A 25,224-nucleotide genomic window follows, 5' to 3' on the forward strand; every position below is an offset into this window, starting at 1 on the left:
CGTTACCTCCTCGTTGCGGCCGCCATCATCGCACTGCCACCGGCTTGCGGCCAGCCTTGTCTGCGTCTACCCTTGCGCGGGTTTTCGCACGCTGATGGATGCAGGATATGAAACGGGTGGATGTTTTGCTGGTGGAACAAGGGCTTGCCGCGTCGCGCACCGCGGCGCAGGCGTTGATCGAGGCCGGGCGCGTCAGCGTGGCCGGCCGGCCGCTGGCCAAGCCCAGCCAGAAGCTGACGGACGACACCGTGTTCGACATCGTGCCGGACGAGGCCGACCGCTACGTGTCGCGCGGCGGGCTGAAGATGGCCGGCGCGCTGGCGGCAGCCGGGCTGGATGATATCCGCGGCTGGCGCGCGCTGGACGTGGGGCAATCCACCGGCGGCTTCAGCGACTGCCTGCTGCAGCATGGCGCCGTGCGCGTGGTGGGAGTGGACGTGGGCCACGACCAGTTGGCGCCGCGCATCGCCGCCGACCCGCGGGTGCGCTACTTCGAAGGCGTGAACGCGCGGGCACTGGACCACGCCACGCTGCTGGCGGCCAACGACGACCAGCCCTTCGACCTGATGGTGTGCGACGTGTCGTTCATTTCGGTGACGCTGATCTACCCGTCGGCGCTGCCGCTGATCCGCCCCGGCGGCTACCTGCTGAGCCTGGTGAAGCCGCAGTTCGAGGTGGGCCGCGACGGCCTGGGCCACGGCGGCATTGTGCGCGACGAGTCGCTGTACCGTGGCGTGGAGGACAAGATCAGCCAGGCTATCGCCGAGCAGGGCTTCGAACGCCTGGCCTGGTTCGACAGCCCGATCAAGGGCGGCGACGGCAACCGCGAGTTCTTCGTGTTCGCGCGCCGGCGCTGAACGCCGGTCAGCACGCAAAACGGGGCGCGATAAGCGCCCCGTTTGCTATTGCGGCGTTACCCGCGTTCAGGCTGCCGTGCCGGCGGACGGGTTATCGTCGTCTTCCGGATTGCGCACCACCAGCAGCGGCAGCGTGGTGCGGCGCAGCACCGCTTCGGCAAAGCTGCCCAGCAGCAGGTGCTTCCAGCCGCGGTGGCCGTGGGTGCCGAGAATCAGCAGGTCGGAGGCGGCACCGGCGGCAAAATCCACCAGCACGGTGGCGGCATCAGCACCGCCCTGCGGCGCTTCCAGCAGATGGGCGCTGACATCGCCTACCCCGTGCTGCTGCGCATACTCGCGCCCTTCGTCCAGGATGAACTGCCCCTGCTTGCGCGCTTCTTCCTGCAGTGCCTGCACGTCCAGCAGCCCGACACTGTCGATGGCGAAATCATGCACGCTGATGACGTGCACCAGCGACAGGCGCGCCTTGGCGGCTGCGGCCAGGCGCACGGCTTCGATCAAGGCCGGACGGGCATTGTGGCTGCCATCCAGCGCCACGGTCAGATGACGGTACATGGTGGATTCCTCGGGTGGGTTAGCAAGCTGTCATTATGGTCCGCCGGGCCGGACATGCTAAGCGGCGATGCGGCCTTGTTTGATCTGCTTCAAGACTGGCTTTTACTGTAGCAAGCGCAGCGCCGGCCTGCTGATGCCATGCGGATGCTGAGCTGTGCGCGCGCCGCTGTGCTGGAAGGTTGGCCGCAAGTTCATGCGGCCAACCTTACCGGCTACGCGGCGGACAAGCGGGTAGACCAGATAAGCGCAGCGCATCCGGGGAGGTTCATTGTTCCCGGATGCGCCTGCGGCTTATCCGGGCGATGGGGTGACAGGCAAGCCGCGCACCCCATGAAAAATGCGGCCAACCTTTCAAAGGTTGGCCGCATCGTGGCGGAATGCCCCGAAGGGGCTCCCGCCCTACTGCTATTCGCTAGCCCCGCTTACGCCAGCATGGCGAGGAAGCGGCGTTCCCAGGCGGTGATCTCGCCGTGGAAGCTGGCCAGCTCCACCTCCTTCACTGCCGCGTAGGCGGCGGCGAATTCGGCGCCGAACAAGCGGCTGCAGGCAGTACCTGCGCGCATGCCGGCCAGTGCCGCATCCAGCGTGGCCGGCAGTTCGCTCACGTCTTCACCGCTGGCGAACACATTGCCCACCGCCGCGGCCGACGGCTGCAGTTCCTCTTCCACGCCCAGCAGGCCGGCGCCCAGGCTGGCGGCCAGCGCCAGGTAGGGGTTGGCGTCGCAGCCGGGCAGGCGGTTTTCCACGCGGCGGGCTTCCGGGCCGCCCACTGGCACGCGCAGGCCTACCGAGCGGTTGTCCACACCCCAGCTCAGGTTCACCGGCGCCGCCAGGTTCTTCACGAAGCGGCGGTAGGAGTTGGCGCTGGGGCAGTACAACGGCATCAGCTCGGCCAGGTAGCGCTGCAGGCCGGCGATGAAGTGGTGGAAGGCATGGCTGGCTTCGCCGTTGGCCTGGCTGAATACATTGCGGCCGGCATCGTCCACCACGCTCTGGTGCAGGTGCATGGAGCTGCCCGGCTCGCCGGCCAGCGGCTTGGCCATGCACACCGCGCGCAGGCCGTGGCGCAGTGCGGTTTCCTTCAGCAGGGTCTTGAACAGGAAGGTCTGGTCGGCCAGCGCCAGCGCATCACCGTGCTTGAGGTTGATCTCGAACTGGCTGGGGCCCATCTCGTGCACCCAGGTATCGGTGTCGATGCCCAGCTGTTCGCAACCGCGGTAGATGTCGTCGAAGAAGGCTTCGTGGTCGTTGAGGGTGCTGAAGCTGAAGGCGTCGAAACCGCGTTCGCTGCGGCCGCCGCGCAGCGCCGGGCTGCGGAAGGCGGCATCGGCGTCGGCATCCGGTGCGAACAGGTAGAACTCCAGCTCCGGCGCCACCACCGGGTGCCAGCCGCGGGCGGCGTAGCGCGCCAGCACCGCCTTGAGCGCGCTGCGCGGCGCCAGCGGGCTGAGGCTGCCGTCGTGATCCACGTTGTCGCACAGCACCAGGGCGCGCGGGGTATCGGCCCACGGCACCGGGCGCAGGGTGTTCATGTCCGGCAGCAGGGTGACGTCCGGATCGTTCTCGCCGTAGAAGCGGTAGTCGGGAAACTCGCCGACACAAGACTGGATGGCCACGGCGCGCGCAATGCGCAGCTGTTGCCCCTTGATGAAGGCCTTGCTCGGCAGGGTCTTGCCGCGGGCAAAGCCGGTGACATCGGCAAACGCCAGCTCGACGTCACGCACGCCACTGGCAGTAAGCCACTGGGCCTGTTCGGCGCTGGGTACGGGATGCTGCATCAGACGGTTCTCCTGGTCAGGTTCATGGCGCGACAGCCGCGCTGTTGTCCGGATTATGCGCGATACAGTTTCGCAGACAAGTACATAGTTCCGACCAGCGGAACAAAGTCGTTAAATATTTTAATCACGAGGCAAATGACTGCCATCACTGTGGCCTGCGGCCAACACATCACGGCAGCAGGGCAACGCGGTTGCGGCCGGCGTGTTTGGCCTGGTACATCGCCTCGTCGGCGCGCGCCAGCCAGCCGTGCAGCGCCTCGCCCGGGTGATGCGGCGTAACACCGAACGAGGCGGTAACAGGCAGGCGGGCACCCTCTACCGGCAAGGCTTGCGCGGCCAGTGTGTCGCACAGCCGCTGCGCCAGGGTGTGCGCGTCGGCCAGCTCGGTATCCGGCAGGATCAGCACGAATTCCTCTCCGCCAAAGCGTGCCAGCAGGTCGTCCTGGCGCAGGCAGGCCAGCATCCGCTCGGCCACGCCGCGCAGTACGGCATCGCCGGCATGGTGGCCATGATTGTCGTTTACCTGCTTGAAGTGATCGACATCCAGTAACACCAGCGCTGCCGTGGCATCGGCCTCCACCAGCCGCTTGAGTTCGGCCATGGCCGCGCGGCGGTTGGGCAACTGGGTCAGCTCGTCCACGTGCGCCATGCGCTCGATGGTCTGCAGCGCCTGCTGCAGCTGCTTGTGCTCGCGCTTGAGCGCTTCCAGCGCGCTGGCGGCGCGCACATTGGCCGCCATCAGGTCTTCGTTGAGCAGGCTGGCCTGCACGCTGGCACGCACGCCGTGGCGCAGCTGGCGGTGCACCACCCAGCCGTACAGGCACAGCAGGCAGAAGTAGAGAAAGCTGGCCACACCGACGTACTGCGCCATGCGGCCAACCCCCAGCACGCCGTGCAGCATGCCTGGCAGCAGCAGCGCCAGCTCCACCGCCACCACACTGAGCATGAAGGCGGACTGCACGATCATCACCAGCGCACCCACCCCGGCCAGTACCAGGTACAGCATCATGGTGAACAGCGGCGATGGCGACTGCAGCCACCAGCCGGCGCTACCCCAGGCCAGCCCCACCAGCACCAGGGTGGCGGCGTTGATGCGCGGCCAGCGTTGCAGCATGCGCGCGTCCGGCTTGTGCACCAGCACCCAGGCATCCACCAGCAGCTGGATGAACAGCGCCAGGCACAGGCAGGCAAACCACGACCAGAACGGCACCGTGGGCAGCATGCCCTCCTCGTCCAGCACGAAGTACAGCAGCACGGCGGCACTGGGCGCCGACAAGCCGGCCACCAGGCCGCGGCGCGCCACCAGCTTGATACAGACGGCCTGTACCTCCTGCTGCAGGCTGGAGCGGGTATCGGGCACGCTGGGCATTACCATCTGCGGTCCTTTCACATGCTTCTGGCGGGAGATGCGAAAACCCCGCCAGCTGGCGGGGTGGATCACGAACTGGCTGGCTGGCGGGTGATCAGCTGCGGATCTGGCCGTCGCCCAGCACCACCCACTTCTGGCTGGTGAGGCCATGCAGGCCCACCGGGCCGCGGGCGTGGATCTTGTCGGTGGAGATGCCGATCTCCGCGCCCAGCCCGTATTCGAAGCCGTCGGCGAAGCGGGTGCTGGCGTTCACCATCACGCTGGCGGAATCCACCTCGCGCAGGAAGCGGCGCGCGCGGCTGTAGTCCTCGGTGACGATGGCGTCGGTGTGGTGGCTGCCGTAGTGGTTGATGTGCTCGATGGCGTCATCGAGGCCACCCACCACCTTGATGGCCAGGATCGGCGCCAGGTATTCGGTTTCCCAGTCGGCCTCGGTGGCGGCCAGCACCTTGTCGCCGAGGATGCCGCGCGTGCGCTCGCAACCGCGCAGCTCCACGCCCTTCTGCCAGTAGGCATCGGCCAGGCGCGGCAGGATGAACTCGGCAAAGGCGGTGTGCACCAGCAGGGTTTCCATGGTGTTGCAGGTGCCGTAGCGGTGGGTCTTGGCGTTCAGCGCGATGTTGAAGGCCTTTTCCGGGTTGGCGGTGTCGTCGATGTAGACATGGCAGTTGCCGTCCAGGTGCTTGATCACCGGCACCCGCGCATCGCGGCTGATGCGCTCGATCAAGCCCTTGCCGCCGCGCGGCACGATCACGTCCACGTATTCGGTCATGGTGATCAGCTCGCCCACCGCGGCGCGGTCGGTGGTTTCCAGCACCTGCACCGCGTGCGGCGGCAGGTCGGCCACGCGCAGGCCCTCGTGCACGCAGGCGGCAATCGCCTGGTTGCTGTGGAAGGCCTCGGAACCGCCACGCAGGATCACCGCATTGCCGGATTTCAGGCACAGGCCGGCGGCATCGGCGGTCACGTTGGGGCGCGCCTCGTAGATGATGCCCACCACGCCCAGCGGCACGCGCATCTTGCCCAGCTGGATGCCGGACGGGCGATAGGTGAAGTCGTCCATCTCGCCCACCGGGTCCGGCAGCGCGGCAATCTGGCGCAGGCCCTCGGCCATGCCGCGCGCGGTTTTCTCCGACAGCGTCAGGCGGTCCAGCAGCGCCTCTTCCAGCCCGTTCTGCCGGGCGGCGTCCAGGTCCTGCATGTTGGCCGCAATCAGCCGCTCCAGGTCGCGTTCGATGGCGTCGGCAATCGCCAGCAGCGCCTTGTTCTTCTGGTTGCCGTCGGCCCGCGCCAACGCGCGGCTGGCCTTGCGCGCGGCCTGGCCAACAACGTTCATGTAGTGCTTGATGTCCATGGTCTTGTCCTGCAATGCAACAGTTCGTTATGCACAGCAGGGTACTGCAAAGCAGGCGGATTCGGCCAGTGTTTATCGATAGCCACTACACGTGGCCGCGGCCGGCGCATGCTGGCCAAGTGCCTGCTTTATCGGGGTTTGTGCAACGCTTTGCGCTGCTGGAATCCCCCTGATTGCAGCCCGGGATTGACCTTGGTTGACACTCGCCATACTTTGTCTGACAAGCAACCGCTTGATAAAAACAGCGCACCGCGCGAAGCACAACAGGAGAGCCCCCCAGATGGCGAATTACCAGGCATTTCACCAACGCTCCATCAACAACCCCGAAGCCTTCTGGCAACAGGAAGCCGAACGCATCCACTGGCACAAACCGTGTGAACAGGTGCTCAGCTATGAGCAGCCGCCATTCCGGCAGTGGTTCGCCGGCGGCCTGACCAACCTGTGCTACAACGCGGTGGACCGCCACCTGGCCGAGCGCCCGGACCAGGCCGCGCTGGCCTATGTGTCCACCGAAACCGGCATCGAAACCAGCTACAGCTACCGCGAGCTACATGCCGAGGTGGCGCGCTTCGCCGCCATCCTGCAGGCGCAGGGCGTGCAAAAAGGCGACCGCGTGCTGATCTACATGCCGATGATCCCGGAAGCCATCTTCGCCATGCTGGCCACCGTGCGCCTGGGCGCCATCCACTCGGTGGTGTTCGGCGGCTTCGCCTCCGCCAGCCTGGCCACCCGCATCGAGGATGCCGCACCCAAGGTAATGGTGACCGCCGATGCCGGCCTGCGCGGCGGCAAGCTGATTCCCTACAAGCCGCTGGTGGACGAGGCACTGGCGCTGGCCGGGGCCGCCGCACCGCAGAAGGTGATCCTGGTGAACCGCGGTCTTGCCGAAGCACCAATGATGAAGCCCGGGCGCGACCTGGACTACGACACCCTGCGCGATGAACACCTGAACGCGCGCGCCGCCGTGGAATGGGTGGAATCCAGCCACCCCAGCTACATCCTGTACACCTCCGGCACCACCGGCAAACCCAAAGGCGTGCAGCGCGATACCGGCGGCTACGCGGTGGCGCTGGCCGCCAGCATGGACTACATCTACGGCGGCAAGCCGGGCGAGTGCTTCTTCTGCACCTCCGACATCGGCTGGGTGGTGGGGCACTCCTACATCGTGTACGCGCCGCTATTGTCCGGCATGACCACGCTGATCTACGAAGGCCTGCCGATCAACCCCGACCCGGGCATCTGGTGGCAGCTGGTGGAAAAGTACCGCGTCAGCGTGATGTTCTCCGCACCCACCGCGATCCGCGTGCTGAAGAAGCAGGACCCGGCCTGGCTGCACAAATACGACCTGTCCAGCCTGCGCCGGCTGTTCCTGGCCGGCGAGCCGCTGGACGAACCCACCGCGCGCTGGATCGCCGGCGAGCTGAACATCCCGGTGCTGGACAACTACTGGCAGACCGAAACCGGCTGGCCGATGCTGACGCTGTGCAATGGCGTGGAGCAGAAGCAGGTGAAATACGGCAGCCCCGGCCTGCCGGTATACGGCTACGACATCCGCCTGTTCAACGAGCAGACCGGCGAGGAAGTCGGCCCCGGCGAGAAAGGCGTGATCGGCGTGCTGCCGCCGCTGCCGCCGGGCTGCATGAGCACCATCTGGCAGCAGGACCAGCGCTTCGTCGATACCTATTTCAGCCTGTTCCCGGACAAGCTGGTCTATTCCAGCTTCGACTGGGGCATCAAGGATGCGGACGGCTACTTCACCATCCTGGGCCGCACCGATGACGTGATCAACGTAGCCGGCCACCGCCTGGGCACCCGCGAGATCGAGGAAGCGGTAAGCGGCCACAGCGCCATTGCCGAGGTGGCGGTAGTGGGGGTGGAAGACAGCCTGAAAGGCCAGGTGCCCAAGGCGTTTGCCGTGGTGAAGAACCCGGCGCTGCTGGATGACCCGGCTAGCCGTGCCCGGCTGGAGAAAGAGGTGATCGCCCAGGTGGCGGCGCAACTGGGGGCGATTGCCAACCCGGCGCGGGTGTACTTCGTCAACCAGCTGCCCAAGACCCGCTCCGGCAAGGTACTGCGCCGCTCCATCCAGGCGCTGGCCGAAGGCCGCGACCCGGGCGACCTGACCACCCTGGACGACCCGGCCGGCATCGAGCAGATCCGCCAGGCGGTGAAACCAGCATAACAGCAAGGCGGCCAGCGGCCGCCGGCTCCCTTGGACCGCCATCATCGAGGGATGGCGGTCTTTTTTTATGCGGCCAACCTTGGCGGCTATGCTTCATACGACCCTGGGTCAGCGGATCTGCTTGCCGCTGCCAGCGGCTGGCGATATGCGCTGGCTATCCCGCAAAAAAACAGCCGGCATGTCGATGCCGGCCGTTGCGCCTCATGAAAAACAGCGCCTGTGCTTCAATGCTGCAGCGATTGCTTCACCCGCCGCATGCCCAGCCATACGGCAAAGGCCACCAGCGGGATGGCAAGGCCGGTCAGCAGCTCCACGTCCAGGTGCAGCCCTGCCGCCTTGCAGGCCTTGAACATATAGCCAAGCAGCCCCACCGCGTAGTAGGTAAGCACCCCCACCGACAGGCCTTCCACCGTTTCCTGCAGCCGCAGTTGCAGCGCGGCGCGGCGGTCCATGCTGGCCAGCAGCGCACGGTTCTGCTCCTCGTGCACCACTTCCACCCGCGTGCGCAGCAGCGCAGTGCTGCGCTGCAGGCGGGTCATCAGCCGCTCCTGGCGCCGCACTGCGGTGGCGCAGGTTTCCATCGCCGGCCCCAGCCGCCGCTCCATGAATTCGTGGAACGGCTGCAGGCCGGACAGGCGGCGCTCGCGCAGCTCGTCGATACGGCGGCCCACCAGCTGGTAGTAGGCGCGTGCGGCAGCGAAGCGGTACTGGCTCTGCGCAATCAGCTGCTCGCCCTGCGCCGACAGGTCGGTGAGTTCATCCAGCATGCTGGCATCGTGGCCCTGCTGCTGCGCCATGCGCAGGGTGACCCGGCGCAGCTGGGTGCCCAGCCGATCCAGCTCGCGCATCTGGCGCTTGGCCTCCGGCAGCGCCAGCAAGGCCAGCAGGCGGTAGGTTTCCATTTCGAACAGGCGCTGCACCATGCGGCCGGACTGCGACGGCCCCATGTCGCGGTCGATCAGCACCAGGCGGCTGAAGCCTTCCGCCAGCCGCGGGTCGGGGTGCAGGCGCAGGTCGGTATAGGCCACGCCATTGCCGTCGCCGATTTCGGCGCCGATCAGGTCATGGCCGCCGAACCAGCGCTGCGAGATCTCGGCGGCCGGCGCTTCCTGATCGGCCGGCAGCAACACGGCGTGAGTGGCCACCATCACCTGCCCGGGCAGGCTGCCCAGCCAGTCGGCCGGCAGCCGGTCCAGCGGGCAGCGTTCGAACGGCTCCACGAAATCGCCGCCGAGCACGAAGCTGTAGCGGGCGAACTCGGTGTGCAGCGCCCAGCGTACGGTGAGGTCGCCGGCCACGCCGGTGTAATGCACTTGCCTGGGCTCCGGCTGCGGCAGCCCCAGGCGGCTGGCCAGCTCGCTCATGGCGGCGCGCTGCTCGGCTTCCGCGTCGTCGAAAAACAGCGTCAAGGTGGTAATGCGCGCCGGTGACGATATCGCCACCGGCGGTCGCGCGTGCGCCTCGTCGTTGAGGCTGCGACGCAGCGGATGGGTGTTCAAGGTGATCATTTCTTCCGGTATCCCTGGTGGCTGAGCCAGTTGACTATTGCTCGCATTTAGGCTCGATGCGGCTCTGCGGCCGCTGGCGGGCAGCTTACCTGTGCCGGCGGTCTTGCAACAAGCGTACCGGCCGGTGAATTGTGCCACCGGGGGATGACAGGGTAATGGCAGGCGTCGGCGACGGGCTTTCAGCCCTTGTGGTGGCGCAACAACTTTTGCAGCGCGCCGCGCACCACCGGGTTGCGCACCTCGCTGGCGGCGCGGGCGAAGGCGTCGATGCCGGCTTCGGACAGGGAAAAGGATTTCTGCTTGGGCTGCCGCGGCGGCGTGGGCAGCACCTTCACCCGCAGCGTGCTCAGCGGATAGCCCTGGCGCGCCAGCGGCGCCACCACGCTGTTGCCCAGCAGGCGCAGCCGTGCCGCCACGGTGCTGTTGTGCGCAAACACCACCAGCTCGCCACCGCGCACGCAGGCCACCTGGCATTGCTCGGCCAGGCGGCCGGGCAGCAGGCGCTTGAAGGCGCGGTCCAGCGTCAGGATGGCCTGCGCGGCGGCAGTCAGGTCGGCCAGTTGCTGGTCCTTCTTGCCGAAGTGGCTGAAGAGTTGGCTGCTCATGTGCATACAAGACGTAACAATCGGCCTGCAGTGTAGCCCAAATGCCCGCCCGCCGTGCCTGTCACCACGTTCGGGATACGGTTTCTGCCCTGCCTGTTGGCACAGCACTTGATTAGGTACAAAGTCGCCCCCATTAAATGGGGATTCGCCTGTGTTAAACTTTGGCCCATTTTTCGATTCGGCCGTTGGCCGCTGGATGTCCACAAGATGATTCCGTCGCTTCTCAAGAAAGTATTCGGCAGCCGCAACGATCGACTGCTCAAGCAATACCGCCAGACTGTCGCCCAAATCAATGGCATGGAAGACGCGATGAAAGCGTTGTCCGACGAGCAGTTGGCCGCCAAGACCGCCGAGTTCCGCGAGCGCAACGGCAAGGGCGAAAGCCTGGATGCCCTGCTGCCGGAAGCCTTCGCCGTGTGTCGCGAAGCCTCGCGCCGCGTGCTGGGCATGCGCCACTTCGACGTGCAGCTGATCGGCGGCATGGTGCTGCACCAGGGCAAGATCGCCGAAATGCGTACCGGCGAGGGCAAGACCCTGGTGGGTACCCTGCCGGTGTACCTGAACGCGCTGAGCGGCAAGGGTGTGCACGTCATCACCGTCAACGACTACCTGGCCAGCCGCGACGCCGGCATCATGGCCAAGCTGTACAACTTCCTCGGCCTGTCCGTGGGCGTGAACCTGTCGCAGATGGAGCACGACCAGAAGCAGGAAGCCTACGGTTGCGACATCACCTACGGCACCAACAACGAATTCGGCTTCGACTACCTGCGCGACAACATGGTGTTCTCGATGGACGAGAAGGTACAGCGCGAGCTGGCCTACGCCGTGGTGGACGAGGTGGACTCCATCCTGATCGACGAGGCACGTACCCCGCTGATCATCTCCGGCCCGGCCGAAGACAACGTGGACACCTACCGCACCATGAACGCGGTGCCGCCGCTGCTGAGCAAGCAGGAAACCGAGGAAGGCGAAGGCGACTACTGGGTGGACGAGAAGGCGCACAGCGTGCTGCTGTCCGAAGCAGGCCACGAGCACGCCGAGCAGATCCTGACCCGCATGGGCTTGCTGGCCGAAGGCGACAGCCTGTACTCCGCCACCAACATCACCCTGATGCACCACCTGAACGCCGCGCTGAAGGCGCACGCGCTGTTCCACCTGGACCAACACTACGTGGTGCAGGACGGCGAAGTGGTAATCGTGGATGAATTCACCGGCCGCCTGATGGCCGGCCGCCGCTGGTCCGACGGCCTGCACCAGGCGGTGGAAGCCAAGGAAGGCGTGCAGATCAACCGCGAGAACCAGACCCTGGCCTCGATCACCTTCCAGAACTACTTCCGCCTGTACGGCAAACTGTCCGGCATGACCGGTACCGCCGACACCGAAGCCTACGAATTCCAGAACATCTACGCGCTGGAAACCGTGGTGATCCCGACCAACCGCCCGATGGTGCGCAAGGATCACCAGGACAAGATCTACCGTTCGGCGCGCGAGAAGTACAACGCCATCATTCACGACGTCAAGGAATGCGTGGAGCGCGGCCAGCCGGTACTGGTGGGCACCACCAGCATCGAGAACTCGGAAATCGTGTCACAGCTGCTGACCCAGGCCGGCCTGGCGCACAACGTGCTGAACGCCAAGGAACACGCCCGCGAAGCCGAGATCGTAGTGCAGGCCGGTGCGCCGGGCATGATCACCGTGGCCACCAACATGGCCGGCCGCGGTACCGACATCGTACTGGGCGGCAACCCGGAACCGCAGATCAAGGCCGTGGAAGCCGACGAGTCGCTGTCCGGCATCGACAAGGCAGCGCGCATCGAGAACATCCGCGCCGACTGGAAGCCCCGCCACGAGGCGGTGCTGAACGCCGGCGGCCTGTACATCATCGGTACCGAGCGCCACGAATCGCGCCGTATCGACAACCAGCTGCGCGGCCGTTCCGGCCGTCAGGGCGACCCGGGCGCCAGCCGCTTCTACCTGTCGCTGGAAGACCCGCTGCTGCGCATCTTCGCCGGCGAACGCGTGGCGATGATCATGGACAAGCTGAAGATGCCGGAAGGCGAGGCCATCGAGCACCCGTGGGTATCGCGCTCCATCGAAAACGCCCAGCGCAAGGTGGAAGGCCGCAACTTCGACATCCGCAAGCAACTGCTGGAATACGATGACGTGGCCAACGATCAGCGCAAGGTGATCTACCAGCAGCGCAACGAGATCCTGGAAGACGAGGACGCGTCCGACATCGTCACCAATATGCGCGACAGCGTGCTGTCCGACCTGGTTGACCTGCACCTGCCGCCGGATTCCATGGAAGAACAGTGGGACATCGCCGGGCTGGAACGCGCGCTGGAAGGCGAATTCCTGCTGCAGCTGCCGATTGCCGACTGGCTGAAGGCCGAACAGACGCTGGATATTCCGGACATCAAGCAACGCGTGCTCGACCACGCCGCCAAGGTATACGCCGAGAAAGTGGCCATGGTCGGTGCCGAGCAGATGGCCGAGTTCGAACACGGCCTGGTGCTGCAGATGCTGGACAACACCTGGCGAGAACACCTCGCCGCCATGGACCACCTGCGCCAGGGCATCCACCTGCGCGGCTATGCGCAGAAGAACCCGAAGCAGGAATACAAGCGCGAAGCCTTCGAGCTGTTCTCCGCCATGCTGGACCGCATCAAGCACAGCGTGGTTACCGTGCTGATGACGGTACAGGTGCGCAGCGATGCCGACCTGGACACCGTGTTCCCGCACGAAGTGGAAGACATCGAGATGCACCACGACGACCTGGCCCCGGCCGCCGAAGAGGAAGGCAACCCCTACTCGCCGGAAGCACTGGCCGCCCAGGGCATCCGCGTTGGCCGCAACGACCCCTGCCCGTGCGGCAGCGGTCAGCGCTACAAGCAGTGCCACGGCAAGCTGGTCTGAACCGGCTCCCGCTAACGAAACCGCCAACCTGGGTTGGCGGTTTTTTATTGCCGCAGGGAAACCATGCCCACTCTCCCCGCCTCCGCCTGGCCCGCCGTTTTGTTGCTGGCCACCGCCAGCCTGATGCTGCTGGGCGCGCAGCGCCGTAGCGGCCTGCTGCTGCTGGGCGCCAGCCTGCCGGCAGCACTGTGGGGTAGCTGGCTGAGCCTGCCGGCGCTGCCACCACTGCTGCTGGCGGCTGCCCTGCTCCAGTGGCAACAGGTGCGGGCAAGCACTCCCGTACTGGCCATATTGTGGCTGCTGGCCCTGGCGCTGGGCCTGCACTTGCTGCCGGGCTTTACCGGCATCACGCTGTGGCAAGGCCGGCTGGCGCCGGACAGCAGCCTGCTGCTGCTGCGCTGGAGCCTGGACAAGGCGCTGGGCGGCTGCCTGTTGTTGCTGCTCTACGCCGAATGGCAGCCGCGACCCTGCGGCCAACGTTGGCCGCAGCTGGCACTGGCTGCCCTGCTGCTGGCGCTGGCCGTCGCCGCCGCGCTGTTGCTGGGGCTGGTGCACATCGATGTGAAATGGCCGGCGTGGTGGCCGTTCTGGCTGATCGGCAACCTGCTGTTCACCTGCCTGGCCGAGGAAGCGCTGTTCCGCCGCGCGCTGCCGCAGCTGCTGCCGGCAAGCTGGACGCCGCTGGCACGCATGCTGGTCTGCAGCCTGCTGTTCGGTCTGGCCCATGCCGCCGGCGGGTCGTTGTGGGTGCTGTGCGCCAGCCTGGCCGGCATGGCCTATGCGCTGGTCTACCGTGCCGGCGGCCGGCTGGGCTGGGCCATACTCGCCCATGTCGGCTTCAACAGCCTGCACCTGGCGCTGCTGAGCTACCCGCAGCTGCAATAATCACCGTCTGCAAGGTTGGCCGCCTACCCGGCCGCCGCCATGAAAAAACCCCGCCGCAGCGGGGTTTTGCATGCCGGGCCGGCCTTGCGGCCAACCTTGGGCTTACACCAGCAGGCAGGAGCTTTGCGACTTGTCGCTCACCGGGTGCAGCACGATCTCTTCCTTGCTGCAGCGTTCCTGCGCCAGCGGGCAGCGGGTACGGAACACACAGCCGGACGGCGGATTCATCGGGCTGGGCAGGTCGCCCTGCAGAATCTGGATCTGCTTGTTCTTTTCCAGCTTCGGGTCCGGAATCGGAATCGCCGACAGCAGTGCGCGGGTGTACGGGTGGCTGGGCGCGTCGTACAGCGCGTACTTCTCGGCCAGCTCCATCTCGCGGCCCAGGTACATCACCAGGATGCGGTCGGAGATGTGCTTCACCACCGCCAGGTCGTGGGCGATGAAGATCAGCGCCAGGCCCATCTCGCGCTGCAGCTCTTTCAGCAGGTTGATGATCTGCGCCTGAATGGATACGTCCAGCGCCGATACCGGCTCGTCACAGATGATCAGCTTGGGCTCCAGGATCAGCGCGCGGGCGATGCCGATACGCTGGCACTGGCCGCCGGAGAACTCGTGCGGGTAGCGGTTGATCATCTGCTCGCGCAGGCCGACCTTGCCCATCATGGCGCGCACGCGCTTGTCCACCTCGGCGGAGGACAGCTCCGGACGATGCACGCGCAGCGGCTCGCCGATGATCTGGCCGATGTTCATGCGCGGGTTCAGCGAGGCCAGCGGATCCTGGAAGATCATCTGGATATCCTTGCGCACCGCCAGCCAGTCCTTCTCGCTGCCCTTGGTCAGGTCCTTGCCCATCCACACGATTTCGCCGGACTTGGCCGGGTGCAGGTTGAGGATGGCGCGGGCCAGGGTGGACTTGCCGCAGCCGGATTCGCCGACCACGCCCAGGGTTTCACCGGCGTACAGGTCGAAGCTGACGCCATCGACCGCTTTCAGGGTTTTCTTCGGGGTCCACGGCCAGGCGTTGTTGCTCTTCACCTGGAAGTGCACCTTGACGTCGCGGACCGACAGGATGGGCTTGCGTTCAGACATGCGCCTTCTCCTTGATGATCTGCAGTTCAGCTACCGGCTTGTGACAGGCACGCAGCACGGACGGGTTGTTGCTGGCGGCTTCCAGCGTCGGCAGCACGGCCGCGCAGTGCGCGTCGGCATGCGCGCAGCGTTCGGAGAACGGACAGCCCTTGGGCATGTGCGCCATGTTCGGCGGATTGCCGGGGATGCTCACCAGGGTGTCGCCCTCGTGGTCCAGGCGCGGCAGTGCGCCCAGCAGGCCGATGGTGTACGGGTGGGTAGGGTGGTAGAAGATGTCGTCGGCCTTGCCGTACTCCATCACGCGGCCACCGTACATCACCATCACTTTTTCACACAGGCCGGCCACTACACCCAGGTCGTGGGTGATCATGACGATGGCGGTGCCGAAGTCGCGCTGCAGATCCTTCAACAGGCTGAGGATCTGCGCCTGCACGGTCACGTCCAGCGCGGTGGTCGGTTCGTCGGCGATCAGCACTTCCGGCTCGCACAGCAGGGCCATGGCGATCATCACGCGCTGGCGCATGCCGCCGGAAAACTCGTGCGGGTACATGTCGATGCGGCGTGCCGCTTCCGGAATGCGCACCGCTTCCAGCAGCTCGATGGCGCGCTTCCTGGCTTCGCGACGGGTCATGCCCTTGTGCAGCTGCAGTACCTCGGTCATCTGGCGCTCTACCGTCAGGTAGGGGTTCAGCGAGGTCATCGGGTCCTGGAAGATCATCGACAGGCGGTCGCCGCGGATCTGGTTCAGCTCCTTCGGGCTCATCGCCAGCAGGTTCTTGCCCTTGTACAGCGCCTCACCGGTGGTTTTGCCGTTCTTGGCCAGCAGGCCCATCATCGCCAGCACGCTCTGGCTCTTGCCGGAGCCGGATTCACCGACGATACCCAGGGTCTGGCCCTTTTCCAGCTCGAAGTTCACTCCGTTGACGGCATACACGTAGCCATCGGGGGTCTGGAACTGTACCCCCAGGTTTTTTACTTGCAACAGGCTCATGGTGTGCTCCTCAACGATCCTTCGGGTCCAGCGCGTCGCGCATGCCGTCGCCGATATAGTTGGCGCAGTACAGGGTGATGGACAGCAGGCCAGCCGGGAACAGCAGGATCCACGGCGTGGTTTCCATTACCTTGGTGCCGTCTTCGATCAGTACGCCCCAGCTGGTCATCGGCTCCTGTACGCCCAGGCCCAGGAAGGACAGCACGGATTCGGTCAGGATCACGCCCGGCACGGTTACGGTGGTATAGATCACCACGATGCCCAGCAGGTTCGGCACCACGTGACGGAAAATGATGCTGCCGGTGGAAACGCCGATGGCGCGGGCGGCCTCGATGTATTCCTTGGACTTGATGGACAGCGTCTGGCCGCGCACCACGCGCGCCATGTCCATCCACGAGAACACGGTGATGGTGAGCACCACCAGGTAGAACTCGCGGCCCAGCAGGGTCACCATCAGGATGGCGATCAGCAGGTAGGGCACGGCGTACATCATGTCGACGATACGCATCATCAGGGTATCCACCTTGCCGCCGAGGAAGCCGGCGGTGGCGCCCCAGACGATGCCGATGGTCACCGAGGCGATGGTGGCCAGCAGGCCCACCATCAGCGAGATGCGGCCACCGATCAGGCAGCGCACCAGCAGGTCGCGGCCCAGTTCGTCGGTGCCGAAGTAGTGGCTGTTCACCAGGGTGGGCGGAATGCTCATCGCGTTCCAGTCGGTATCTTCATAGCTGTGCGACAGCAGCAGCGGGCCGAAGATACAGGCCAGGGTGATGACGGTCAGGATGACCAGGCTCAGTACGGCAGCCTTGTTGCGGAAAAAGCGGTCGCGGGCATCGCGCCACGGGCTGCGGCCATCCACGGCCACGTTGGCGGCAATCGATTCTGCCGCGGCCTGCTGTTTTTTGCGGGACAACATGTTCGGTATTCCTCGTAGCGCTTAGTAGCGGATCTTCGGATCAAGCAGGGCGTAGGCCAGGTCAACCAGCAGGTTGAGCACTACGGCCACCACGGTAACCAGCACCACCAGACCCAGTACCAGGGTGTAGTCGCGGTTGGCCGCACCGTTCACGATCAGCTTGCCAAGACCTGGCAGGGAAAACACCGACTCGGTCACCACCGCGGCGGTGATGGAGGAAATCGCCAGCGGGCCCAGTACCGACACCACCGGCATCAGCGCCGGCTTCAGCGAATGGCGGAACACGATGGTGCGCAGCGGCAGGCCCTTGGCCTTGGCGGTGCGGATGAAGTTGGAGTTCAGCACCTCGATCAGGCTGCCACGCATCACGCGGCCGATGGTGGACACGTTGATGAAGGTGAGCAGCGCCATCGGCAGCAGCATGTAGGCGATCTGGAAATCGTTCCAGCCACCGGCCGGCGATACCTTCAGCCAGATGGCGAACACCATGATCAGCACCGGGCCGATGATGAAGGACGGGAAGGCACTGCCCAGGTTGCCGATCAGCATCACCAGGTAGTCGACCATGCTGTTCTGGCGCAGGGCGGCAATGATGCCAAGGCCAACACCGATGAACACGGAGATCAGCAGCGAGCCGCCACCGATGGCCAGCGATACCGGCAGCGCATTGGCCACCAGGTCGTTCACGCTCCAGTCGGCGTAGCGGAAAGAGGCGCCCAGGTCACCCTGCAGCAGGCTCTTCAGGTAATAGAGGTATTGTTGCCACAGCGGCAGGTCGAGGTGGTATTTGGCTTGCAGGTTGGCAAGCACGGCCTCGGACACCTTGCGTTCGCTGTCGAACGGGCCACCCGGGGTGGCATGCAACATCAGATAACAGACGGTGATGACGAGCAACAGCGTGGGAATCGTCATCAGTACGCGGCGAAAAGCGTAAGACCACATAGAGGGGTACTCCAAGTCGGGGGGGCGAGTGTCCGGTCGGTGGAGCGACAGCCAGGCTGCACTCGCCTGTCTCTTGTGAAGACAGCAGGCACCAGACACACCGACACACTACTAACAACTATAAACAAGCCGGGCATCCGTGATACGGGCCCGGCCTTGGACAGCGGGGAAGCTGCGCCTCCCCGCTCTGCATCAGGCACTTGGTATGTACACGATCTCGCGAGCTAGGGCGAAACAAGGCAAAAATGGCTGCGGAAGCGGAATTTACACAAAGTAAATGAGCATTCCGAAGGCGTTTTTAACGCTGTATCGCCAACGCGCTGCAGATCGTGCACAGCCACTTAGTGCTTGATGATGTACAGGTCCTTGTTGCGGTAGCGGTCCATCGGGTTCTTGGTGGAGTAGCCACCAACGTAGGACTTGACCAGACGCGGTACGGTGTACTGCAGCAGCGGCAGCATCGGGTAGTCGTCCATGATCATCTTGGTAGCCTGGGTGAACAGCTGCTTGCGCTTGGCTGCATCCTGGGTCTGGTTACCTTGTTTGATCAGTTCTTCTGCCTTCGGGTTGCAGTTGCCGTTGTCGTTCTGGTCGTTGTCGCACTGAACCAGCGCCAGGAAGGTGGTAGCGTCGTTGTAGTCGGCTACCCAACCGTTACGGGCGATCTGGTAGTCATGGTCGTGGCGCTTCTTCAGCAGCACCTTGAACTCCATGTTTTCCATTTCGGTGTTCAGGCCCAGCTTGGATTTCCACTCGGAAGCGGCGAAGATCGCCATCTTCTTGTGGTATTCACTGGTGTTGTAGGTGAACTTGATCTTGGTGCCCGGTTGCACGCCGGCAGCGGCCAGCAGCTTCTTGGCTTCAGCCACGCGCTGTGCCATCGGCCATTTCGCCCAGTCGTAAGCGGTTACGTCGGCGCCGGAGGTGCCGCGTACGATCACGCTGTAGGCCGGAACCTGGCCGTCGGCGGTGATCTTGGCGGACAGGATGTCACGGTCGATCACCATGGACAGCGCCTTGCGCACGCGCACGTCCTTCAGCAGCGGATCCTTCACGTTGAAGGAGTAGTAACGCAGGCCCAGCATCGGCGCGTTGCGGATATCCTTCGGCAGTTCGGTCTTGTACTTGGCGTAGGTGTCAGGCGGCAGCTGGTAAACCCAGTCGTTTTCGCCGGACTGGAACAGTTTCACGTCGGCAAAGCCGTCTTCAACCGGCAGGTAGGTGACCTTGGTCAGCTGTACATTGCCCTTGTCCCAGTAGGTCGGGCTCTTTTCGATGATCAGCTTGCTGTTCACCATCCAGTCTTTCAGCACGAAAGCACCGTTGCTGACCAGCTTGCCCGGCTTGGTCCATTCCTTGCCGAACTTCTCGATGGCGGCTTTCGGCTCAGGGCCCAGCTGGGTGTTGGACACCAGTTCCGGCATGAAGGCTACCGGGTACGGGGTCTTGATTTCCAGGGTGAACTTGTCGATGGCTTTCACGCCGACTTCAGCCAGCGGTTTCTTGCCTTCAGCAACTTCCTTGCCGTTCAGCAGGAAAATGCCGTAGGTAGTAGCGTACGGAGAGGCAGTTTTCGGATCCAGGAAGCGACGGATACCGTATACGAAGTCGTCAGCGGTCACGCTGGAGCCGTCAGACCACTTGGCTGTCTTGCGCAGCTTGAATACCCAGGTAGTCGGGTCGGTCTGTTTCCAGGACTCGGCCACACCCGGCACTACCTTGCCGTCGGCGTCGGTAGCGGTCAGACCTTCGAACAGGTCACGGGCGATGTTGTTGGCACCCACGGATTCGGCCAGTGCCGGGTCCAGGGATTCGGCTTCGGAACCGTTGTTACGGATCAGCTCCTGCTTGGCAGCCAGCTGTACGCCTGCCGGCACTTTGGCGGCAAAAGCCGGTGCAGCCAGGGCCATGGCAACGGAAGCGGCTACGACGCTGAAAGTCATCGCTTTTTTCATATTCTCCTGCTCTCCTTGAACAAGAAACGACCTGCACGGCGCAGGTCGTTCTGAAAACAATCTGTGTGTATACAGTACGCAAAAGCGGAGCCATTATGCACAGCAGACATAGCTGCTACAAGTACGAAAACCCGGTTTTCTGGCTAAACCCGCATGGATGCGTGGCATTTCATTCATAGAAATGTGGTAAACACACCATTTTCATGCCAAGGCATGAGTTCCACTCATGGCAGGCATCGCCAGTGAACATGCTCTCCGGCACGCAGCGGCACCAGTTCTTCTTCACCATAGGCGAGCGTGGCCGGCAGCTGCCAGCTTTCTTTCACCAGCGTGATGGTATCGGCATTGCGTGGCAGGCCATAAAATGCCGGACCATTGAAACTGGCGAACGCTTCCAGCTTGTCCAGCGCGCCGGCCTGCTCGAAGGCTTCGGCATACAATTCGATGGCAGCGTTGGCGGTGTACATGCCGGCGCAACCACAGGCGGCCTCCTTGGTGTTGCGTGCGTGCGGCGCGCTGTCGGTACCCAGGAAGAACTTGCTGCTGCCGCTGGTGGCGGCGGCGACCAGTGCCTCGCGGTGCACTTCGCGCTTCAGTACCGGCAGGCAGTAGTGATGCGGGCGGATGCCGCCGGTGAACAGCGCGTTGCGGTTCATCAGCAGGTGGTGGGCGGTGATGGTGGCGGCCACGTTGTCCGGCGCGGCGGCCACGTACTCCGCCGCCTGGCGGGTGGTGATGTGCTCGAACACCACGCGCAGCTGCGGCAGGCGCTGCATCAGCGGTGCGAACACGGTATCGATGAACACCGCTTCGCGGTCGAACACGTCCACGCTCGGGTCGGTCACTTCGCCGTGCACCAGCAGCGGCATGCCCACTTCCGCCATCGCTTCCAGCGCCACCATGGCATTGGCCACGTCGCGCACGCCGGCATCGGAGTTGGTGGTGGCACCGGCCGGATACAGCTTGATGCCGTGCACGAAGCCGCTGGCCTTGGCCTTGCGCACTTCTTCCGCGGTGGTGGTCTCGGTCAGGTACAGCGTCATCAGCGGCTCGAAATGGCTGCCGGCCGGACGCGCGGCCAGAATGCGCTCGCGGTAGGCGGCGGCGGCTTCCACGGTGGTCACCGGCGGCTTCAGGTTGGGCATCACGATGGCGCGGCCCATCTGGCGGCAGGTATCCGGCAGCACCGCCTGCATGGCAATGCCGTCGCGCAGGTGCAGGTGCCAGTCGTCCGGGCGGGTAATGGTGAGTTTCATGTCGGGCCTTTCACTTTCTAATGGGGCGAATCCGGTAAAACGTTGGCCGCAAGCCTTACTTGCGGCGGACAACGAGAAGAAACTTGCCTTCGGCGGTCACGGAGGATTCCAGCAGGGTATTGCCGGTCTGGCGGCAGAACGCCTCGAAATCCTTGGGGGCGCCCGGGTCGGTGGCCAGCACCGACAGCACCTGGCCGCTGTCCATGGTGGCCAGCGCCTTCTTGGAGCGCAGTATCGGTAGTGGGCAATTGAGACCGGAAAGATCCAGCTGTTGATCTGCTTGCATAGTCGCTCCCTGCTCGCTTAGTCGCTACAATAAACCGGTCATTTTAAATGAGCTTTCCCGCAAAACCCCAGCCATGTGCGTCATTGCCCTCGCCTACAAGACTGCAGCCCTCGGCCCGCTGGTGCTGCTCGCCAACCGCGACGAGTATTACCGCCGCCCGGCCGAGCCGTTGGCGTTCTGGCAGGACCAGCCGCAAACCCTGGGTGGGCGCGACCTGCAGGCCGGCGGCAGCTGGCTGGCCATCGACACCCGCGGCCGCCTGGCAGCGGTTACCCACATCCGCGACGGCCGCCCGCAAGCCGGCGCGCGCTCGCGCGGCGAATTGGTGCAGCGCTTTGTCAGCGGCGACGAGGACACGCTGGCCTATGCCCAGTGGCTGCGTGAACACCGTCACGAGTTCGGTGCCTTCAATCTGCTGTTCGGCCCCTACAATGACCTGCTGCACTTCAACAGCCGCAGCGGCATGCTCAACCGCGTCAATCCCGGCATCCACCTGCTGTCCAACGCCGACATGGACACGCCCTGGTTCAAGTGCGAACGCCTGCGCGCGCGCATGCAGAGCCTGCGCCGGCCGCCGCAGGAGGCGGAAGTGCTGCCCTGGCTGAGCGACAGCACCGCGGCCGAGATGGCGGAACTTCCCAATACCGGCGTCGGTCTGGCGATGGAAAAAATGCTGTCGCCGATTTTTATCGTAGGCCGCGACTATGGTACGCGCGCCTCTTCCCTGCTGACCGTCGCCGCCCGTGGCGAGGTCAGCTTTTCCGAAATCAGCTGGGGCATGGGCGGTCGCGAAACCGGGCGCCGCCGCTACCAGCTGCGTATCGGACAAACCAGGACAACACCTTGAAACAGCTTGCTCGTACCCTGACCCTTTCGCTGCTGCTGGCCGCTGCGGCCAACCCTGCCCATGCCGACATGGCCAAGGACCGCCCTGACCGGACCAGCCGTTTCAACTCTTATCAGGAAGGCCCGGCCTGGCAGGAAGGCCAGCAAGCACTGCCCCCCTTTCCGGAAGCCGTGAAATGGGTGGAATTGCCGATGCCGGCCAGTATCCGCGGCAAGATTTTCATCGGCATTGACGACCTGCAGCGCGGTGATGATGAAGTGGTCCGCTATACCCTGCGCCAGCAGAGCAGCAGCGGCATCGACAACATCAGCCGTGAAGGCCTGCATTGCATGCAGCGCAACCTGCGCATCTACGCCTTTGGCGATACCGTCAACAAGCGCTGGATCGAATCGCAAAACGGCACCTGGCGGCACCTGACCGATGCCGACATGCTGCGCCGCAGCCTGGTGGAAGCCATGTGCCCCAAGGGTTGGACCCCGCCCAACCGCGAGGAGATCCTGGTCAACCTGAACCGGGCTGGCGGCATCGACCGCTCCACCCCGCTGGACAAGCCGCACAAGATCAAGGACTGAGCCCAGCTCACGAAAAAAGCCGCGACATCCTCGCGGCTTTTTTCATGGTATCTGGCGTTACAGCACTTCCGGCAGGCGGTGGAAGCTGGACGGCACCTCGTCCGGCTGCGAAAAGGACACGAACTCCCAGGCGTCCGGGGTATCCAGCAGCACGCGCAGCAGCTTGTTGTTGAGCGCATGGCCCGATTTGTGGCCGCTGAAAGCGGCAATCAGCGGATGGCCGACGATGTACAGGTCGCCGATCGCATCCAGTATCTTGTGGCGCACGAACTCGTCGGGGAAACGCAGCCCCTCCGGATTGAGTACGTACTCATCGTCGATCACGATGGCGTTATTGAGGTTGCCGCCACGCCCCAGGCCGTGCTGGCGCATGTATTCCACTTCGTGCATGAAGCCGAAAGTGCGCGCGCGGCTGATCTCGTCGATATACGAGCGCGAGGCGAAATCGATGTGCACCTTCTGCGGTGCGCGGTTGAATGCCGGGTGGTTGAATTCTATCGACAGCTCCACGCTGAAGCCCTCGTGCGGCAGCAGTTTTACCCACTTGTCGCCTTCTACCACTTCCACCGGCTTTTTCACCCGGATGAACTTCTTCGGCCTGGCCTGTTCCTCGATGCCAGCCGTCTGCAACAGGAAGATGAACGGTGCGGCAGAGCCATCCATGATGGGAATCTCTGCCGCCGTTACATCTACAACCACGTTATCGATGCCCAGCCCTGCAAAAGCCGACATCAAATGCTCGATCGTGCCGACACGCACGCCGGTGGTAGTCACCAGCGTCGAGGAGAGGCGCGTGTCGTTCACGAGCGACGGTTGTACCGCCACCTCGACCGGCTCGGGCAGGTCGGTGCGGCGAAAGACGATGCCGGTGTCGGGCGCAGCCGGGTGCAGGGTGAGTTTCACCCGCTCGCCGGAATGCAGGCCAACGCCGGTTGCGCTGATCGTCTGTTTCAGCGTGCGCTGCAGGATCATGAATACATCCCTGACAAATTGATTGCGGCAATTTTATCACAGGGCTTTTCACGCCCTGATTGATTCATCCGCCGCCTTCAATAAGCAGGAACTATCAGTCAGCCTGTTTGCGCAGGAAGGCCGGAATGTCGTAGGACTCGCTTACTTCCGGATCGGAAAAGTCCGCGGACATCGGTGCACGGCGGTTGCGACCACCGCGAATCACTGCCGGGGCTTCCAGATCGGCGTAGTTCACTTCCATGGCGACATTGTCGGTGCCGGTCTTCAGCACTTTGATGTAGTCCGGGCGCTCGGTGCGGCCGGATTGCGGCTTCTGACCGAGGCCGGTGGCGATCAGCGTCACGCGGATGGTGTCTTCCGGCATGTCTTCCACTTCGGCGGTACCGAATTTCACCTGGGCATCTTCGTCGGCGTACTGACGGATGATGCTCATGATCTCGCGGTATTCGCTCATCTTCAGGCAGCCCGGGGCGGTGGAGATGTTCACCAGCACGCCACGCGCACCTTCCAGGGTAATGTTGTCCAGCAGCGGGCTGGCCACGGCCTGCTCGGCGGCCACGCGGGCGCGGTCGATGCCGGAAGCGTAGGCGGAACCCATCATGGCCAGGCCCATTTCGCCCATCACCGCGCGTACGTCGGCGAAGTCGACGTTGATCAGGCCCGGGCAGGTAATCACTTCCGAGATACCGGCCACGGCGCCCTTGAGCACGTCGTCGGCGGCGCGGAAGGCTTCGCGCATGGTGACGTCTTCACCCAGCACGGCCATCAGTTTCTCGTTCGGGATCACGATCAGCGAATCCACGTGCTTCTTCAGCAGGTCGATGCCATCGCCGGCCACGCGGGTGCGGCGGCCTTCGTGTTCGAACGGGCGGGTAACCACGCCCACGGTGAGGATGCCCAGTTCCTTGGCCACTTCGGCCACTACCGGTGCAGCGCCGGTACCGGTACCGCCGCCCATGCCGGCAGTCACGAACACCATATTGGCGCCACGCAGCATCTCGGCGATGCGTTCACGGTCTTCCAGGGCGGCGCTGCGGCCAACCTCCGGGTTGGCGCCAGCGCCCAGGCCGCGGGTCAGGTTGTTGCCCAGTTGCAGTTTCAGCGCCGATTTATTGCGCTGCAGGGCTTGTGCATCGGTATTGGCGCAGATGAATTCCACGCCGGATACCTTGCTGTCGATCATGTTGTCGATGGCGTTGCAGCCGCCACCGCCTACACCGATCACCTTGATCACTGCCGCGTTGGCAGTCTCTTGCATTACTTCGAATACCATGCCGCTCATTTTTCCTCTCCTGTAAAAAGATGAGCTATTGACGGACTACTTACCTGTGTAACGTGTACTGCTCACGACCTGCTGCGCTAGGGCGATACTGCGTCGAACCGCCC

The 25,224-nt window shown here is 64.4% G+C and carries 21 protein-coding genes; 6 read left to right on the forward strand and 15 right to left on the reverse strand.

All coding sequences use genetic code 11. The annotated features are described in order from the left end of the window. Nucleotides 1-107 precede the first annotated feature (107 nt). Entirely contained in the window at nucleotides 108-857 is a 750-nt protein-coding gene (locus PSELUDRAFT_RS04170) for a TlyA family RNA methyltransferase (RefSeq protein WP_088965644.1), read from the forward strand. A 66-nt stretch (nucleotides 858-923) separates the two neighbouring features. Here the strand turns inward: PSELUDRAFT_RS04170 and PSELUDRAFT_RS04175 are convergent, their stop codons facing one another. From PSELUDRAFT_RS04175 to PSELUDRAFT_RS04190, 4 genes are all read right to left on the reverse strand, one after another. After that, nucleotides 924-1,412 carry a universal stress protein gene (locus PSELUDRAFT_RS04175; RefSeq protein ID WP_088965645.1) on the reverse strand — a complete coding sequence of 163 codons (489 nt, stop codon included), beginning with the start codon at nucleotides 1,410-1,412 and terminating at the stop codon, nucleotides 924-926. A 422-nt stretch (nucleotides 1,413-1,834) separates the two neighbouring features. Continuing rightward, nucleotides 1,835-3,190, reverse strand: coding sequence for a glutamine synthetase family protein (locus PSELUDRAFT_RS04180; protein ID WP_088965646.1), 1,356 nt, complete (start codon nucleotides 3,188-3,190; stop codon nucleotides 1,835-1,837). Nucleotides 3,191-3,359: 169 nt separating this feature from the next. Then, nucleotides 3,360-4,559, reverse strand: a complete 1,200-nt coding sequence (locus PSELUDRAFT_RS04185) for a GGDEF domain-containing protein (protein WP_157725012.1) — start codon at nucleotides 4,557-4,559, stop codon at nucleotides 3,360-3,362. 94 nt (nucleotides 4,560-4,653) lie between these two features. Next, nucleotides 4,654-5,913, reverse strand: coding sequence for a glutamate-5-semialdehyde dehydrogenase (locus PSELUDRAFT_RS04190; RefSeq protein ID WP_088968380.1), 1,260 nt, complete (start codon nucleotides 5,911-5,913; stop codon nucleotides 4,654-4,656). A gap of 232 nt (nucleotides 5,914-6,145) precedes the next feature. On the opposite strand from PSELUDRAFT_RS04190, the gene PSELUDRAFT_RS04195 reads away from it, so the two are divergent. Beyond that, complete coding sequence (locus tag PSELUDRAFT_RS04195; RefSeq protein WP_255374072.1) at nucleotides 6,146-8,095, forward strand: propionate--CoA ligase; 1,950 nt, start codon at nucleotides 6,146-6,148, stop codon at nucleotides 8,093-8,095. Nucleotides 8,096-8,319: 224 nt separating this feature from the next. Here the strand turns inward: PSELUDRAFT_RS04195 and PSELUDRAFT_RS04200 are convergent, their stop codons facing one another. Then, nucleotides 8,320-9,603, reverse strand: coding sequence for a DUF3422 family protein (locus PSELUDRAFT_RS04200; RefSeq protein WP_088965648.1), 1,284 nt, complete (start codon nucleotides 9,601-9,603; stop codon nucleotides 8,320-8,322). Nucleotides 9,604-9,782: 179 nt separating this feature from the next. Beyond that, nucleotides 9,783-10,208 carry a DciA family protein gene (locus PSELUDRAFT_RS04205; protein WP_157725013.1) on the reverse strand — a complete coding sequence of 142 codons (426 nt, stop codon included), beginning with the start codon at nucleotides 10,206-10,208 and terminating at the stop codon, nucleotides 9,783-9,785. A gap of 207 nt (nucleotides 10,209-10,415) precedes the next feature. Here PSELUDRAFT_RS04205 and secA point away from each other — a divergent pair, with 207 nt between their 5' ends. Beyond that, a complete protein-coding gene (secA, locus tag PSELUDRAFT_RS04210) occupies nucleotides 10,416-13,124 on the forward strand; it encodes a preprotein translocase subunit SecA (protein WP_088965650.1) in 2,709 nt (902 codons plus the stop codon). Nucleotides 13,125-13,187: 63 nt separating this feature from the next. Further along, entirely contained in the window at nucleotides 13,188-14,009 is an 822-nt protein-coding gene (locus PSELUDRAFT_RS04215) for a CPBP family intramembrane glutamic endopeptidase (protein WP_088965651.1), read from the forward strand. A gap of 102 nt (nucleotides 14,010-14,111) precedes the next feature. Here the strand turns inward: PSELUDRAFT_RS04215 and oppF are convergent, their stop codons facing one another. The 7 genes from oppF to PSELUDRAFT_RS04250 form a co-directional block, all read right to left on the reverse strand. After that, a complete protein-coding gene (oppF, locus tag PSELUDRAFT_RS04220) occupies nucleotides 14,112-15,098 on the reverse strand; it encodes a murein tripeptide/oligopeptide ABC transporter ATP binding protein OppF (RefSeq protein WP_088965652.1) in 987 nt (328 codons plus the stop codon). After that, entirely contained in the window at nucleotides 15,091-16,089 is a 999-nt protein-coding gene (locus PSELUDRAFT_RS04225) for an oligopeptide/dipeptide ABC transporter ATP-binding protein (protein WP_088965653.1), read from the reverse strand. Before PSELUDRAFT_RS04225 ends, oppF begins: the two co-directional genes overlap by 8 nt. Before the next feature lie 10 nt (nucleotides 16,090-16,099). Beyond that, nucleotides 16,100-17,008 (reverse strand): ABC transporter permease subunit, encoded by a 909-nt coding sequence (locus PSELUDRAFT_RS04230; protein WP_088965654.1) that lies wholly within the window; start codon nucleotides 17,006-17,008, stop codon nucleotides 16,100-16,102. Between the two features lie 21 nt (nucleotides 17,009-17,029). Next, nucleotides 17,030-17,950: an oligopeptide ABC transporter permease OppB gene (gene oppB / locus PSELUDRAFT_RS04235; protein ID WP_088965655.1), complete on the reverse strand. Its 921-nt coding sequence runs from the start codon at nucleotides 17,948-17,950 to the stop codon at nucleotides 17,030-17,032. 341 nt (nucleotides 17,951-18,291) lie between these two features. Continuing rightward, nucleotides 18,292-19,893, reverse strand: coding sequence for a peptide ABC transporter substrate-binding protein (locus PSELUDRAFT_RS04240; RefSeq protein WP_231895301.1), 1,602 nt, complete (start codon nucleotides 19,891-19,893; stop codon nucleotides 18,292-18,294). 236 nt (nucleotides 19,894-20,129) lie between these two features. Continuing rightward, nucleotides 20,130-21,161 (reverse strand): dihydroorotase, encoded by a 1,032-nt coding sequence (gene pyrC / locus PSELUDRAFT_RS04245; protein ID WP_088965657.1) that lies wholly within the window; start codon nucleotides 21,159-21,161, stop codon nucleotides 20,130-20,132. Between the two features lie 55 nt (nucleotides 21,162-21,216). Beyond that, nucleotides 21,217-21,447 (reverse strand): sulfurtransferase TusA family protein, encoded by a 231-nt coding sequence (locus PSELUDRAFT_RS04250; protein ID WP_088965658.1) that lies wholly within the window; start codon nucleotides 21,445-21,447, stop codon nucleotides 21,217-21,219. A gap of 73 nt (nucleotides 21,448-21,520) precedes the next feature. Here PSELUDRAFT_RS04250 and PSELUDRAFT_RS04255 point away from each other — a divergent pair, with 73 nt between their 5' ends. Then, on the forward strand, nucleotides 21,521-22,294 hold the full coding sequence (locus tag PSELUDRAFT_RS04255) for an NRDE family protein (RefSeq protein ID WP_088965659.1): 774 nt from the start codon (nucleotides 21,521-21,523) through the stop codon (nucleotides 22,292-22,294). Continuing rightward, nucleotides 22,291-22,866, forward strand: a complete 576-nt coding sequence (locus PSELUDRAFT_RS04260) for a CNP1-like family protein (protein ID WP_088965660.1) — start codon at nucleotides 22,291-22,293, stop codon at nucleotides 22,864-22,866. Before PSELUDRAFT_RS04255 ends, PSELUDRAFT_RS04260 begins: the two co-directional genes overlap by 4 nt. A 57-nt stretch (nucleotides 22,867-22,923) precedes the next feature. Here PSELUDRAFT_RS04260 and lpxC read toward each other — a convergent pair whose 3' ends face one another. Then, the gene (gene lpxC, locus PSELUDRAFT_RS04265; RefSeq protein WP_179947588.1) at nucleotides 22,924-23,835 is read right to left on the reverse strand and encodes a UDP-3-O-acyl-N-acetylglucosamine deacetylase; all 912 of its coding nucleotides are present in this window, start codon (nucleotides 23,833-23,835) and stop codon (nucleotides 22,924-22,926) included. Between the two features lie 97 nt (nucleotides 23,836-23,932). After that, nucleotides 23,933-25,120, reverse strand: coding sequence for a cell division protein FtsZ (gene ftsZ, locus PSELUDRAFT_RS04270; RefSeq protein WP_088965662.1), 1,188 nt, complete (start codon nucleotides 25,118-25,120; stop codon nucleotides 23,933-23,935). Between the last annotated feature and the right edge of the window lie 104 nt (nucleotides 25,121-25,224).

It is taken from the genome of Vogesella sp. LIG4 (assembly GCF_900090205.1).
Classification (GTDB): domain Bacteria; phylum Pseudomonadota; class Gammaproteobacteria; order Burkholderiales; family Chromobacteriaceae; genus Vogesella.